The sequence below is a fragment of the Sphingomonas azotifigens NBRC 15497 genome (assembly GCF_002091475.1).
In the GTDB taxonomy this organism is placed as follows: domain Bacteria; phylum Pseudomonadota; class Alphaproteobacteria; order Sphingomonadales; family Sphingomonadaceae; genus Sphingomonas; species Sphingomonas azotifigens.
In genome coordinates, this window is record NZ_BCTR01000091.1 from 1 (window position 1) to 14,315 (window position 14,315).

10 protein-coding genes and 1 pseudogene are annotated in these 14,315 nt (G+C 63.7%); 7 read left to right on the plus strand and 4 right to left on the minus strand.

Annotated elements, in window-relative coordinates; all coding sequences use genetic code 11:
• The 6 genes from SAZ01S_RS22080 to SAZ01S_RS22100 form a co-directional block, all read left to right on the plus strand.
• Positions 1 to 1,292, plus strand: a 1,292-nt coding sequence (locus tag SAZ01S_RS22080) for a helicase-related protein (RefSeq protein ID WP_369688897.1), incomplete at its 5' end; no start/stop codon positions are given.
• 4 nt (positions 1,293 to 1,296) lie between these two features.
• On the plus strand, positions 1,297 to 2,625 hold the full coding sequence (locus SAZ01S_RS22085; protein ID WP_139810199.1) for a hypothetical protein: 1,329 nt from the start codon (positions 1,297 to 1,299) through the stop codon (positions 2,623 to 2,625).
• Entirely contained in the window at positions 2,622 to 4,361 is a 1,740-nt protein-coding gene (locus tag SAZ01S_RS22090; RefSeq protein ID WP_084584501.1) for a site-specific DNA-methyltransferase, read from the plus strand. Before SAZ01S_RS22085 ends, SAZ01S_RS22090 begins: the two co-directional genes overlap by 4 nt.
• Entirely contained in the window at positions 4,354 to 7,053 is a 2,700-nt protein-coding gene (locus tag SAZ01S_RS22095; protein ID WP_084584502.1) for a DEAD/DEAH box helicase family protein, read from the plus strand. Before SAZ01S_RS22090 ends, SAZ01S_RS22095 begins: the two co-directional genes overlap by 8 nt.
• A gap of 14 nt (positions 7,054 to 7,067) precedes the next feature.
• On the plus strand, positions 7,068 to 7,211 hold the full coding sequence (locus tag SAZ01S_RS24160; protein WP_167693235.1) for a hypothetical protein: 144 nt from the start codon (positions 7,068 to 7,070) through the stop codon (positions 7,209 to 7,211).
• 252 nt (positions 7,212 to 7,463) lie between these two features.
• Positions 7,464 to 8,591 (plus strand): tyrosine-type recombinase/integrase, encoded by a 1,128-nt coding sequence (locus tag SAZ01S_RS22100; RefSeq protein WP_084584503.1) that lies wholly within the window; start codon positions 7,464 to 7,466, stop codon positions 8,589 to 8,591.
• A gap of 229 nt (positions 8,592 to 8,820) precedes the next feature.
• On the opposite strand, the gene SAZ01S_RS22105 is transcribed toward SAZ01S_RS22100, so the two are convergent.
• The 4 genes from SAZ01S_RS22105 to SAZ01S_RS24315 all read right to left on the minus strand — a co-directional run bounded on the left by SAZ01S_RS22105 (position 8,821) and on the right by SAZ01S_RS24315 (position 13,774).
• Positions 8,821 to 10,350, minus strand: a complete 1,530-nt coding sequence (locus tag SAZ01S_RS22105; protein WP_084584504.1) for a carboxylesterase/lipase family protein — start codon at positions 10,348 to 10,350, stop codon at positions 8,821 to 8,823.
• A gap of 73 nt (positions 10,351 to 10,423) precedes the next feature.
• Positions 10,424 to 11,542 (minus strand): NAD(P)-dependent alcohol dehydrogenase, encoded by a 1,119-nt coding sequence (locus tag SAZ01S_RS22110; protein WP_218018149.1) that lies wholly within the window; start codon positions 11,540 to 11,542, stop codon positions 10,424 to 10,426.
• A 38-nt stretch (positions 11,543 to 11,580) separates the two neighbouring features.
• Positions 11,581 to 13,038, minus strand: a complete 1,458-nt coding sequence (locus SAZ01S_RS22115; RefSeq protein ID WP_084584506.1) for a benzaldehyde dehydrogenase — start codon at positions 13,036 to 13,038, stop codon at positions 11,581 to 11,583.
• Between the two features lies 1 nt (position 13,039).
• Complete coding sequence (locus SAZ01S_RS24315) at positions 13,040 to 13,774, minus strand: hypothetical protein (protein WP_218018150.1); 735 nt, start codon at positions 13,772 to 13,774, stop codon at positions 13,040 to 13,042.
• A 27-nt stretch (positions 13,775 to 13,801) separates the two neighbouring features.
• Between SAZ01S_RS24315 and SAZ01S_RS24525 the strand changes: the two are divergent.
• A pseudogene (locus tag SAZ01S_RS24525) lies at positions 13,802 to 14,020 on the plus strand (LysR family transcriptional regulator); the annotation flags it as partial.
• Positions 14,021 to 14,315: the final 295 nt, after the last annotated feature.

Genomic DNA, 14,315 nt, shown 5'->3' on the forward strand with positions numbered 1-14,315 from the left:
TGTTGATCAACTACGACCTGCCGTGGAACCCGCAGCGCGTCGAGCAGCGCATCGGCCGTTGCCATCGGTATGGCCAGCTGGTCGATGTCACCGTGGTGAACATGCTCAACCTCAAGAACCGAGCCGAGGAGCGCATTCACCAGCTTCTCGAGCAGAAGCTGCACCTGTTCGAGGGCGTGTTCGGCTCGTCGGACGAGGTGCTCGGCATCCTTACCGACGGGATCGATTTCGAGCGCGAGGTGCTGCGCATCGTCCAGAGCTGCCGGAGCGCCGAGGAAGCGGACCGCGAATTCGACCTGCTCACCGCCCGCATCCAGGACAGCATCGACGCGGATATGGAAGCTGCGCGCGCCAAGGTGCTCGAGACGATGGACGCCGACGTCATCGCCAAGCTGCATCGCCGGCAGCAGGCACTGGTCGAGATCGTGCCGGAATATCAGCAGCGGCTGCTGATGGTAGCCGCAGCGGCGCTGCCGGACGCGCAATTCCCCACGCCGGGTGCGGTCTGGTTCGAATATGATGGGAAGCGCTGGACCGTCGAATGGCCAATGGCGGAGGAGCGCGATTGGCAGTTCTTCCGGGTTAGTGAGGGCCTGGGTCAGGAACTGGTGCAGCGCGCCAAGGCCTGGCGGAGCGAAGGCGTGCAGGCTGTGCAGTTCGATCCTGCAGCCTATCCGTATCCGGGGCAGCTGGGCGGCGTCGTCGACCTGGCGGGTACGTCGGGCTGGTTGCGGGCCTTCAAGGCGGTCATGCCCGTGCCGGATGCGGAGCGTGAGGAGGTGCTCGTGGCCATCGTCACCGATGCCGGCGAAAGCATTCCCTCCGCGATTGGCGACAAGTTGCTGATGGCGCCGGCGCGATCGTTGGGCGCCGCCGACGCTCCTGTGCCGACAGCGCGCCTGGATGCGCTGCGGGACCAGGAGTTCGCGGTGTTTTCCGAGCGGGTCACCGAGGAAAACATGAAGTGGCTTGAAGAGCGCGAAAACCAGCTCGGCCAATATGCGCGGGATCGGGAAATCGAGATCGAGGCGCAGGTGACCGCGCTCGAGCTCGAGATCAAGGAACTGGAGCGCGCGAAGCGTGCGCCGGGGCTCAGCATGGAGGACAAGCTCGCCCGGATGCGCGATATCCGCAAGAAGGAGGCAGCACGCGACGAGCTGAAGATGACGCAGTTCGAAACCAAGCGGAAGGTGAACGCCGACATCAACCGCGTGCTCGATGATCTGGCGGCCACGCTGGACCAGCAGCCTAGGATCGAGGAGCTGTTCACGCTCCGCTGGACGGTCGCGTGACGTCATGCTGGACGGGTTCGGTTTGGCACCAGTGTGCATCGAATTCGATCTCGACAGCTATGAAGGGCCCTGGACGCATGTCGAGCGGTTCCGCGGGCGCTCTGGATGGCTGGTCGTGGCCGAGGCGGAGATGACGAGTGCCGGCGGCGGCTGGGATACCACCCTGGTCGCTGCCTGCGACGATCATCTCGATCCCGTGCCATCGTTCATGGCGCCAAATCTGCTCGCTTGCGGCTGTTCGCTTCCGGGAGAGTGCGATGAATACCCGCCGGAGGATCTGGAGGAACTGCTCGCCGACGCGGCGGACGAGCTGAAAGTGCAATGGCTGCGGGGGAGCAATGCCGGCCTGGCGCAGCTGACGGAAGCCACCTTCGCTCGCATTGCCGAGCTGGAAGGGCAGGCAGCGCGACGGATCGACGCGCTCGAATATCAGATTGCGGACCTGCGCCGTCGTCGTCGCATGCCCGGTGGTTCGGATGCGGAACGCGCCTTGTTGCAGGACATCATCGGGGAGTTCGAGCAGGAGCGCGACGCGATCGTCGAGCGGCTGGCCAGCGACCGGGCGCGCCTGCGCCAACGGGTGGAGCAGGAAGAGCGCGCGCTCATCGCCAAGACCCGGGTACGTGTGTCGGTCGCCCCGCTCTATTATGTTCGCTGGTCCGCGCGTGCGCGCCGGCATACGGATTGGGACGTGGCGCGGGAGCAGGCGCGGCGAATGACGACCTGCTTCCCAGGAAGTCGCTTCGACGCCGGTTGCAACCTGGATGCCGCCAAAATCGAAAGGATGCTCAGCGCGGGGCTCGCGGCCGCCACCAAGCCTCCTCCGTCCTTGCCGGTGGCAGCTCCTGATGCCGCTCGGGAGAAGACCGTGCCGTCAAGGCGCCCGGAGGCCGAACAGCCGGCGCCCCGCCACGTCGCCGTTCCGGCGGACCATCACCTGCATGAATTGAGCGAGCTGCGGCAGCAGCTTGCCCGCGTCGAAGCCAAGGCGGCGAAGTTCTTTCCGGGCTCGCGCAAATTCACCAAGAATCAGGAGGAGCAGGCCCGCTTGCGCCGTCGCATCACGCAACTCGAGGCTGCAGGCGACGAGACAGTTCCGTTTATCGCAGCCCCGAAGCGGGATGAAAGCCAGGTGCGGGGTTCGAACCTGATGGCGGAGCGCATGCGACTGGCGGCAGAACTTCGCGAGCATGAACGGCGTGGCGCGCGGCGGGAGGATGGCAGCCGAAGGTTCATCCGCTATGGCGAACGCCGACGCGAACTGATGGCGCAAATCGCGAACCTGGATCGCCGCATCGCGGCACCACAACCCATTGCTGAAGTAGACCTATGACACGCAAGACCAAGCTCGAACTCACCTGGCCCGGCAAGGAGGACCGTCCTCGGCTGGAACCGCGCATCCTGCTCGAACACCCGGAGCGCGGCCATCATGCTGCGACGAAGCGCGACGGTGACTTGTTCGACAACATGCTGATCAAGGGTGACAATTTGCTTGCGCTCAAGGCGCTGGAGCAAGAATATGCAGGAAAAGTAAAGTGCATTTATATTGACCCTCCTTTTAATACAAAACAGGCGCTTCCAAATTACGATGATGGTTTGGAGCATTCAATTTGGTTAAGCCTAATGCGATACAGGCTAATGTTCCTTCACTCTCTTTTGAGAGAGGATGGCACTTTGTTTGTTCACATAGACGACAATGAGCTTGGATACTTAATAGCAATAGCGGATGAGATTTTTGGAAGATCTAATCGGATATCCATTATCACATTCAAACAAGGTGCTGCGACAGGTCACAAAGCTATAAATCCAGGTGTGGTTTCGACGTCCAATTTCTTAATCATGTATGCGAAGCACAAGCCGCTTTGGCGGCCGAACAAGGTTTATTCCGCGCGCGATTCGCGAGACGCAAGGTACGGAAGGTTCATTTTGAATCGCTCGGAAGAATTTACAAAGTGGCAGTTTACCACTCTTGCGAAGGCATTCGCTGCGCATATTGGTATAGATGAGAAAGCGGTTAAGAAGGAGCTCGGCGCGAGCTACGAAGAGCAGATCAGTCAGTTTGTCGTTGAGCACGCCCAGAGCGTGATCCGTCAGGCGAAACCGGATTATAAAGCTGTGAGCTCCTCAGCGCGGAGCATGATTGATAAGTCTGTAGCAAACCCGAACGAGGTTTTCTGCCTGGAACGCGACGGCCATGCCGATATGTTTTTCCAAGGCGGACAAAGGATCCTATTTTACTCGGATAAGCTGAAGCTGGTGGACGGACAATATGTTGCCGGAGAGCCGCTGACGTCAATATGGGATGATCTTCTATCCAATAATTTGCATAACGAGGGTGGATTCGATTTCCCCAAAGGTAAAAAGCCGGAATCTCTTGTTAAGCGATGTATAGAACTCGCTACTGAACCGGGAGATTTAGTTCTTGATTCATTTTCGGGTTCTGGAACTACCGGTGCTGTTGCGCACAAAATGCATCGTCGTTGGATTATGGTAGAAATCGGTGATCACGCCGATACACATATCGTGCCGCGCATAAGTAAGGTCGTAGATGGCGACGATCATAGCGGCATCACCAAGGCGGTGGGTTGGAAGGGGGGGGGCGGTTTTCGTTATTACACGCTCGCACCTTCGCTGCTCGAACGCGATGCATATGGCAACTGGATAATCGCGCCGGAATATAATGGGCCGATGTTGGCGCAGGCGATGTGCAAGCATCTGGGCTTCACCTACGATCCCACGCAGGACGAAGCCGAGTGGTGGCGCCATGGTAGGTCCAGCGAAACCGATTTCCTCTATGTCACCACGCAAGCACTGACACAGGATGCGCTACGACTTCTCTCGCAAGAGGTCGGGCCCAACCGCTCGCTGCTGATCTGCGCGCGCGCCTTTTCGGGCGACCTCGATGCGTTCGAGAACCTCACCTGCCGCAAGATCCCGTCGAGCATCCTCAGCAAATGTGAGTGGGGTCGCGACGATTACTCGCTGAATGTCGCTGCGCTGCCGGAACGGGAGGAAAGCGGCGACGCGGATGCGGGCCCGCTCTTCTCGGGAGGCCGAACCAATGGCTGAGCTGACCCGTGACGATCGGCTGCGCCGCCAGGTTGCGCAGCGCCTGTCGCTGCGCAAGCCGCAGGAGCTGGCGCTCGAAATCCTGGGTGTCGTTGACGGCATGATGGATTGGGAGGGGGCCGTCGATCCGGTCGCGCTGCTCGAACAGGTGAAGGCGCGATATCCGTCCGTCACCAGTTTCGAGCGTGCCTTCCCGTCGCTGGCATTTGCGCTGGCGACCGGCGTGGGCAAGACGCGGCTGATGGGCGCGTTCATCGCCTGGCTCTATCTCACCGGGCGTTCGAAGAACTTCTTCGTGCTGGCGCCGAACACCACCATCTACGACAAGCTGGTCAACGACTTCTCGCGCCAATCGTCGCCGAAATATGTGTTCCGCGGCATCGCCGAGTTTGCCCAGTCGCCGCCGATCATCGTCACCGGCGATACATGGGAAGAGGGGCGCGGCGTGCGCGGCTCGGACCTGTTCGGCGGCGAGGCGATCATCAACATCTTCAACGTCGACAAGATCAACAAGGAGAAGGGGCGCATCCGCTCGTTCCGCGAGACGCTGGGCGAGAGCTATTTCGACTATCTCTCGCGTCTGCCGGATCTCGTGATGCTGATGGACGAGGCGCATCGCTATCGCGCCAAGGCAGCGGCGAACGCGGTGTTCGAGCTGAACCCGCGGCTGGGCCTGGAGCTGACCGCAACGCCGAAGACGGTCGGCGCTTCGCCCAAGGACTTCAAGAACGTCGTCTATTCCTATGGCTTGGGCCAGGCGATGGCCGACGGCTTCGTGAAGGAGCCCGCCGTCGCGACGCGGGCGGATTTCCGCGCGGACAGCGTTTCACAGGACGAGCTGGAGAAGATCATGCTCGCCGACGGCATCACCTATCACGAGCATGTGAAGGTGGAGCTGGATCTCTATGCCCGCCAGAGCGGGCGGCCGCAGGTGCATCCGTTCATGCTGGTGGTGGCGCGCGACACCGCCCACGCCAGTTCGGTCCGGGCCTATCTGGAAAGCGATGATTTCCATGGCGGCGCCTATCGGGGCCGCGTGATCGAGGTGCACTCGAACCAGTCTGGCGAGGAGTCGAACGAGGCGATGGAACGGCTGGTCGGGCTCGAACACGATCAGCAGACCGACATTGTGGTGCACGTCAACAAGCTGAAGGAGGGCTGGGACGTCACCAACCTCTACACCATCGTGCCGCTGCGCGCCTCGGCGTCCGAGATCCTCACCGAGCAGACCCTGGGTCGCGGCCTGCGCCTGCCCTATGGGGCGCGGACCGGCGTGGAGGCCGTCGATACGCTGACGGTGATCGCGCATGACCGCTTCGACGAGGTGATCAAGCGGGCACGCGAGCCGGATTCGATCGTGCGCCTGAAGGAAATCACGATCGGTGAAGGCGGCGACGTGACGGCGGAAGAGCGGGAGGCGATTGCGGTGCCGCCCGCTTATGAGGGGTTCCTTACCGGGCGGCAGCCGAGCCTGGGGCCGGATGCGAACAGGGTTGCCGAGGAGCGTGTCGAATATACGCCGCCGACGCCGGAACAGGTCGCCTATGTCGACACCGCACTGTCGCTGATCCGCGACAAATACGAACGCACGCTGACCGGCGGCTTGGCCGATCTCCGCAAGACCGAGGTCCAGGCGGAAATCGTCCGCGACGTGCGCGCGGCAACGGCGGCGGCGCAGGGCAGTTTCGATGCGGTGCTCGGGAATGACGAGGTCGAGCGGCTCGTGCAGCTTGTGACGGCGTCCATCGCCGACAACACGATCGAGATTCCGGAAATCGTCGTGCTGCCGAGCCGCGAGGTGAACTTCTGGTTCGACGACTTCGATCTCACCGGGCTCGAGACGCTACGCTTCCAGCCGAGCAGCGACACGATCCTGATCCGCAACCTGCGCGATGATAGCCAGCGGGAACTCGCCCGCGCGGACACGGGGCCGCGCGAACGGCGGCCGGAAGATTACATCATCCGGCATCTGATCGACTATCCCGAGGTCGATTACGACAGCCACGCGGCCAAGCTCTACAAATGGGCTGGGCAGGTGATCGAGCGCCTCCGCGCCTATCTGAACACCGAAGCCGATGTCGAGGCGGTAGCGCTGGAGCAGGGCAAGGCCTTGGCCCGGTTCGTTTTCGAGCAGATGCGCAAGCATTATCGGGAGACGCCGGTCGAGTATAAGGCGCACCGCACGCGCTCGTTCAAGGCGCTGCGGCCACAGCAGATGGGCGTGAGTCTGTCGAAGCAGCTGCCGCTGACGCAGCCGGCCGATCCGCTATCGGCGACGCCGAGCATCCTGTTCTACGGCTCGCGGAAGAGCCCGTACCAGTTCCACAAGTTCGATTCGGACCCAGAACGCCGCTTCGCTGCGTTGATCGATAGCGACAACATGCCGGCCGTGGTGCGCTGGCTGCGCCCCGCCACGGGCCAGTTCGACATCGAATATGATCGTGGGCGCCGCTACGAGCCGGACTTCGTGGTCGAATGCCAGGACCGCAAGCTCATCGTCGAAGTTAAGGCAGAGCGCGACCTGAACGACTCGGTGGTGCAGGACAAGGCGCGCGCGGCGCGGACCTGGGTGCAGAATGCCAACCTGTTCGCCGAGGAAGGCGACGGGAAGACCTGGGCCTATGCGCTGCTTTCCGAGCGGGACGTCACCGAGAGCCTGACCGTGGCCGGGCTTCTCGCCAAGGCGGGCTAAGGGAGGGGCGAGCGATGACCGATCGGATGGGAACGCTGGATCGGCTTCTCGCCCTCGTCCATGCGCTGTTGGAAACGGCAGAGAGCCTGACGCTCGAAGTGCCGGCAGCGCTGAGCGAGTTCATGGCGTGCCGCCGGCAACAGGCGCAGAAGCGTTGAAAGACCTTTTTATGCAGCCTTCGCGCCACCCGTAGGCGGCAGTGGGACCAGAATTTTCCAATCCTTACAGTGCCCAGTTTTGGAGGTTTCTGGGCACCAGTACATCTAGAGAACATCGCTAGAAAACCGCAGAAAACTGCGGTAAAATGTCTCCTGCGGGTCTCGTGGTTTCCCATTTTGTTCCACCGTGGCCCACCCAAAGTCGGCCACGAATCGGTGGGCCACGGAGATCGCAGGAAGGCGTGGCCCACCATGCTTACGAACGTCGAGATTCGCGCCCTCAAGCCGGCAGCGCGTCCGTTCAAGGTTCCGGACGGCGATGGCTTGTATCTTCTCGTTCAGCCCTCCGGGGCACTGTTGTGGCGGTTTCGCTACAAGGTGTTCGGGGTCGAGCGGAAGCTGTCGCTTGGCAGTTTCCCCGAGGTCACCCTCCAGCAGGCGCGCCACAAACGAGACGAGGCGCGCGCTGAGCTTGCCGACGGCTTCGATCCGGTCGAGCAGAAGCGACAAAAGCAGCTTGAGGCGGAGCTGGCAGCGAAGACCACCTTCGAGCTGGTCGCCAATGAATATATCGAGAAGATGCAGCGTGAGGGAAAATCGGCGGCCACCCTCAAGAAGGCGCGCTGGTTTCTCGAACTGCTCGGTGGAATCGCCCGCCGGCCCATCGCGGCGATCACGCCGCACGAGTTGCTCGACGTGCTGAAACGGGTCGAGCGCCGGGGGCATCACGAGACGGCGGTGCGGCTGCGCTCCTTCGCAGGCCGCGTGTTTCGCTATGGCTTCGCGACCCTGCGCACCGAAAAGAAACCGGCAGACATTCTCCGGGGTGCGCTTACCATTCCGCGCGTGAAGCATCATGCGGCGATCGTTCAGCCGAAGAAGGTTGGAGAACTGCTTCGCGCCATCGAAGACTATAAAGGGCGCCCCGAAACGCTCTACGCGCTGCGGATCGCACCGCATGTGTTCCTGCGGCCAGGTGAGCACCGGCAGGCGAAATGGAGCGAGATCGACTTCGCCGAGGAGGTGTGGCGCGTGCCTGCGGAGCGCATGAAGATGAAGCAGGCGCACGCTGTGCCACTTTCCCGGCAGGTGCTGTATCTGCTCCAGGATCTGCGCTCGCTTGCGCGATCCAGCGAGTTCCTTTTCCCGGCACTGCATACGACGTTGCGTCCGATCTCCGACAACACGCTGAATGTCGCACTTCGGCGCCTGGGCTTTGAACATGACGAAATGACCAGCCACGGCTTCCGGGCCATGGCGAGCACGCTGCTCAATGAATCCGGCCTTTGGCACCCCGATGCGATCGAGCGTGCGTTGGCCCATCGAACCGCACCGGGTCTGCCTGAGGCTCCAACGCCTGAGAAGGTGGAACCTGTATGAGCAAGACGATGAACAAGTTTGTACCCGAGGCTGGAGGAGTCGGTATCAACGCAGCCTGGTCTTATCCCCTTGTCATTGGGGAATGGGCTTCGGCGCTGGCGACTGCCACGGAATTACGCAGCGTGATGGTATCACAACGTTCACCCATTCTTGTGGCGACCGTATCGGCCGTTCGGAAGACCGGGTGGATGGAGCGTTAGGAGTGCCTCAGGGACGTTGATATCGGCCGCTACGCTGGGCCGCGATACCCACCCCATGCGATTCGCCGCGCCTTTCGGGGATCGTGTTCGTCTCGATCGCGGGCATCGAAGACATGCGTAACCCGGTTTGCCGCATCGTATCGCCGCCATGCGGGAGAATTGTCCTGTGCAAAATGCAGGAAGGCCCGCTGGAAGCGTTGGCTCACCATTCTGGAGCGCCGCCAACGGAAGAGATCGAGGCGACCCAGTTCCCCCTCGCCGGTGGTGCCGAACACCATCGGAAGATCGAGGCCGTGCGTGGCTTCCCCGAACAACAAGCGCGTCAGGGGCGTGGCGTAATCGAATCGATAGACCCAGCAATCGGCAAACCGCGCATGTCCTTCCGCGATCAGGATGGTTGGCACCCAGAAATTGAGGTCTCCGGCGATATCGATAGCGGTACGCGGCGACGGATACCCGGGATAGGCCGCCGCGATGCGGGTGCGCAGCGCAGGCGCTTCGCACGCAAACATTGCCTCCAGCCGGTTCACCCGGCTGCAGAGCACGGGCAGGGCCTTGTCCAGCATGGCGCCTTCGCGCGACATGGTACCGATCACCAAAGGGACGGGATGGGCGGTGCCGTCCCGAAAGGCGTCGATAGGATGCTGCGGTAGGAATTCACCGTCGATCACCGGAGAACTCGGCAGAAAGCCAGGGTACCGGTCTGGCGCGACGTCGTAGAAGAAGCGCGCGGCCACCGCGTTCAAGTCTTCCGCCGGCAGGTGCCGGAGTGCACGCGCCGCCGCGTCCTTGTCCTCCGGATCGATGCCCAGCATCGTCAGAAGCTCGCGGGCGAACTGCTGGTGTCGCCCCGACCCATAGACGCTTATGCCGGCGGCGCTCATCGCGAAGGCGCGGTGGAACAGGCCCCGTGCTGCGGGAACACACATCAGCGTAACCACCGACATCGCCCCCGCAGACTGCCCTACGATCGTGACGTTGCCGGGATCGCCGCCAAAGGCGTGGATATTCTCCTGCACCCAGGTGAGCGCAGCCACCTGGTCGCGCAGTCCCGGATTGCTGTCGACCGGGTACGCGTCGGTCGACCAGCCACTGAAATCTGAAAAGCCGAAAATGCCGACACGGTAGTTGAAACTGACGAAGACGACATCCCCGCGGTCGACGAGATGCTGGCCGCGATAGAGCGGCGCGCGGCTCCCACCCAACGAGAAGCCGCCGCCATAGATCCACACCACGACCGGCCGCGGACGTTTACGTGCGTCGAGCGGCGCCGAGACGTTGATGCTGAGGCAGTCCTCGTCCATCGGTGTCGCTGTCCCAGCGCCGCCGATCGCCTCGAAACCGCGCTTCTGCATGGGGAGCGGTCCGAACGCCCGCGCATCGCGGATACCCTGCCAAGGCGCTGGCGGGCGCGGCCCCCGGAACCGCAGATCGCCGATCGGTGGCGCGGCAAAGGGGATACCGCGCCAGGTGCGGACGCCGTCTTCAACGACGCCGCGTACCACGCCGGATCGGGTCTCGACGAGAAGATCGGAGGAATTCGTCGGGTCAATCGACATCTCGGGCACCTTGAATCGGTCGATCTGCGCATTCGGGACGGGCGAGGCTGTGCAGGGCAGCCTCGCCGCTCGGTCAGGCCGGCAGCCGAAGGATCGGTTTGATCGTCTTCCCGCTCTCGCTGTCGGCGACCGCCTGGTTGATGTCTGCAAAGTCGTAGAATTTGACCAGCCGGTCGAACGGGAACCGCCCTTGGGCGTGGAGCGCGATGAGTTCCGGGATGAAGACCTGCGGCACCGCGTCCCCCTCCACGATGCCCATGATCCGCTTGCCCGGCACCATCACCATATTCACGTCGAAGCTGCCTTCGGTGCCGAGCTTTGGGGCACCGACGATCCCGCAGGTCCCCAGGATGGCGAGAGCATCGATTGCCTGGCGCAGAACATCCGGCCGGCCGCTGCTCTCGAGCGTGAAATCGGCGCCGCCGCCGGTGATATCCTGGATCGCAGCCACCGGGTCTGTTTCCCGGCTGTTGACGATGTGGGTAGCGCCGAGTTCTCTCGCCAGTTCCAGCCGGCTCGGCGTTACGTCGACCGCGATGATCTGCGTCGCCCCGGCGACACGCGCGGCCATGATCGCGCTGAGGCCCACCGCGCCCGAGCCGAAGGCGGCAAAGCTGGCGCCGGCCGGCACCTTCATCGCGCGGAGCACGGCTCCCGCGCCGGTCTGGATGCCGCAGCCCAGCGGACCTAGCAGTTCCAGCGGCGCGTCCTTCGCGACTTTGACGACGTTGCGTTCCTGCGCGATCGCAAAGCTGCCGAACGACGACTGACCAAAGAAATGATCGTGCAGCACATGCCCATGGGCATCGCAGGTGGCCGTTGAGCCGTCCTTCCGCCCGCCGCCGAAGTTCAACCCGAAGAACTCGGCGCAATGCGCGGGGTGCCCGGAGAGGCACGGATGGCAGACGCCGCACGAAGCGAAGCTGAGGACGACATGGTCCCCCGGTGCGACCGCGGTCACGCCGGCGCCAATCGCTTCGACCACGCCCGATCCCTCATGGCCGAGCACTGCGGGGAGCGGCACCGGATAATATTGGTCGCGCACGATGATATCGGTGTGGCAGACGCCCACCGCGACGATCCGGACCAGCACTTCGCCCGGGCAAGGCGCGGCGATCTTCGCGGTTTCGATCGCGAAGGGAGCGCCCTGCGCGCGGGTTACGGCGGCGGTGATTTCACGCAATTCGGTCATCGTCATCTCCTGGAAGTTTTGTCCCGTTTTCGGGGCGATCAGAACGGATAGGCGGGGGCGGCGCCCTTCACGGTCAGCCACTGCCAATGCGTGAATTCCTCCCAATTGGCCGGGCCGCCGATCGACGAACCGTTGCCGGAGGCGCCGACGCCGCCAAAGGGGTTGACCACCTCGTCGTTCACGGTCTGATCGTTGATGTGGACCAGCCCGGCGCGGAGCCGCTCGCCGATCGCCATGGCGCGACCGACGTCGTTCGAGATCACCGCTGCGGACAGGCCATAGTCGGTGTCGTTGGCCATCGCGATCGCCTGTTCGTCGGTATCGAAGGGAACCAGCACGGCGACCGGCCCGAAAATCTCCTCGTCGAACGCCGCCATGCCGGGCAGCACGCCCTCCAGCACGGTAGGCGCCATGCAAAGTCCGTCGACGGTGCCGCCCGCCGCCACCCGCGCTCCCGACGCGACGCTGCGCTCGAGGATCCCGCGGGCATGGTCGAGCTGCGACTGGTTGATGAGGGGGCCGACCGCCACCGCGTCGGACATCGGGTCGCCCGCCGGGAGTGCCCGCGCCTTCTCGACCAGCCTGGCCGCGAACGCATCGAAGATGGCCCGATGGACGAGGATCCGCCCGGTCGTCATGCAGATCTGGCCCTGGTGCAGCCAGGCACCCCATGCGGCGTTGCGCGCGGCCAGATCGAGGTCGGCATCGTCGAGGACGATGAGGGCGTTCTTTCCGCCGAGTTCCAGCGAAACCTTCTTGAGATGCCGGCTCGCTACCTCCCCCACCTTGCGCCCGGCACCGGTCGATCCGGTGAACTGGATCATCGCGACATTGGGATCCTCGCACAGCGCTGCCCCCGCCGACCCGCCGCCCGGAAGTACCGCGAGCACGCCGGCCGGCAGCCCGGCCAGCTCGAACAGGCGCGCGATCACATAGCCTCCGCACACCGCCGTGCGTGGGTCGGGCTTGAGCACCACTGCATTGCCGACGGCAAGCGCCGGTGCCACCGCCCGCATCGCGAGGTAGAGCGGGAAATTGAACGGCGCGATCACGCCGACCACGCCAAGCGGACGACGCCGGGCGAGGCTGAGACGCCCCGACTCGCTGGGGAGGACCAGCCCCTGCGCCTGATGGGGCATCGCACCGGCCAGCTCGATCGCCTTGACCGTGATCGACAGCTCGAATTCGGCCTTGGCGCGCACGGAGCCGCTTTCGCGCATGATCCAGGTAACGATCGCGTCCCAGTGCGCGCGGGCGAGCGCGGCGGCCTTCGGGAAGATGGTCGCGCGCACATCCGGTGCGGCGGCGGCCCAGCTGGCCTGCGCGGCGCGGGCCGTCGCCGTCGTGCGGGCGACGATGGCCGCATCCGCCGAGCCGGCGCGTGCCAGCACTGCGCCGGTCGCGGGTTCGAGCACATCGTAGGTTTCGTCCGCCTTCACCCAGCCGCCGTCGAACAGGCGGCCGTCAAGATGTCCATCGTCGAACAGGGACGTCATTTCACTCTCCACTGGTATTTTTCAGATGATCGAGCAGCGCGGCCGTGAAGGCTTCGGGCCGCTCGAGATTGGACAGATGCGCCGCATCGAGCATCACGCAGGTCGCGCGCGGGATGCCTTCGAGCAGCGCAGTCGTTCGCGCCGGTGGCGTCGCCGGATCGCGCGGTCGGTTGCGCGACGAGACCGCATCCCGCTTCGGCGAGCAGGGCCATGCCCAGATCGGTCTGGGTCTCGTCCCAACCCTGGTTGACGTCGACACGCACGCGCCGATCGTGCGCTTGATGGCGGCCACATGGTCTCCGTCCGCGCGCACCTCGCGCTTGCCGATCTTGAGCTTGAACATGTTATGGCGCCGCGCGGCGATCATCGCTTCGGCTTCCTCGATGTCGCGCCCCGTGTCGCCGCTGGCTAGCGTCCAGGCGAGGGGTAGGCTGTCGCGCAGGCGGCCGCCGCTGATCAACGCCGAAACCGGAATGCCCGGCCGCTTGCCCGCCGCGTCGAGCAGCGTACTTTCCATCGCGCGCTTGGCAATGCGGTTGCCGACGACATGCCGCCCGATCGTCTGGCTGTGCATCGTCGCCATCGCCAGCACATGCGGGCGGATCGTCGGCAGATCGACGAGAATGGCTTCGATCGACTCAAGGGCAAGCTTGACATGCGTTTCCCGTACTGCGCGTTCGATGTCGACGAGGTAGGGGGCGAAAGGGGCGGAGCCCAAGACTATTGCAGTCTTCATACGATACCTATTGGGTATGGTGGTGGGATGGATCTGCGCCAGCTCCGCTATTTCGTTGCCGTCGCCGAAGAGCGAAACTTTACCCGCGCGGCTTGGCGGCGGCTGCACATCGCGCAGCCGCCGCTAAGACGGCAGATTCAGCATCTCGAGGCCGAAATCGGCGCTCCGCTATTCGACCGCGCGGCGCGGCCCCTGCGGCTTACCCCGGTCGGGCGGCTGGTCTTCGAACAGGCCACGCAACTGCTGGGTGACGGTGCGTGCGACACCGGCATTCTCGGGATGGATGGCGACGGCTGGGGTTCCGTGGGAACGCGTATTGGATCAACTCCAGGCTGCGCTCGTGGCACATAATGCTGAAGAAACACCCAAAGTCGCCGAGGATCCGGCGCATAAGGCTGTTCGAGGCTGAAATTATACCAAGGTGCATTGAGGCGGACTCATCCTGCCGCACGCCGTCATCCCGGCGACAGCCGGGATCCATTCGCCTCCCGGTCACCGTGAAAGCCGACAGTGAGACCCCGATGGACCCCGGCTTCGCCGC

Coding starts and splice junctions, on each gene's coding strand:
- SAZ01S_RS22085 (WP_139810199.1), top strand. CDS start 1,297: ATGCTGGACGGGTTCGGTTTGGCACCAGTGTGCATCGAATTCGATCTC.
- SAZ01S_RS22090 (WP_084584501.1), top strand. CDS start 2,622: ATGACACGCAAGACCAAGCTCGAACTCACCTGGCCCGGCAAGGAGGAC.
- SAZ01S_RS22095 (WP_084584502.1), top strand. CDS start 4,354: ATGGCTGAGCTGACCCGTGACGATCGGCTGCGCCGCCAGGTTGCGCAG.
- SAZ01S_RS24160 (WP_167693235.1), top strand. CDS start 7,068: ATGACCGATCGGATGGGAACGCTGGATCGGCTTCTCGCCCTCGTCCAT.
- SAZ01S_RS22100 (WP_084584503.1), top strand. CDS start 7,464: ATGCTTACGAACGTCGAGATTCGCGCCCTCAAGCCGGCAGCGCGTCCG.
- SAZ01S_RS22105 (WP_084584504.1), bottom strand. CDS start 10,350: ATGTCGATTGACCCGACGAATTCCTCCGATCTTCTCGTCGAGACCCGA.
- SAZ01S_RS22110 (WP_218018149.1), bottom strand. CDS start 11,542: ATGACCGAATTGCGTGAAATCACCGCCGCCGTAACCCGCGCGCAGGGC.
- SAZ01S_RS22115 (WP_084584506.1), bottom strand. CDS start 13,038: ATGACGTCCCTGTTCGACGATGGACATCTTGACGGCCGCCTGTTCGAC.
- SAZ01S_RS24315 (WP_218018150.1), bottom strand. CDS start 13,774: ATGAAGACTGCAATAGTCTTGGGCTCCGCCCCTTTCGCCCCCTACCTC.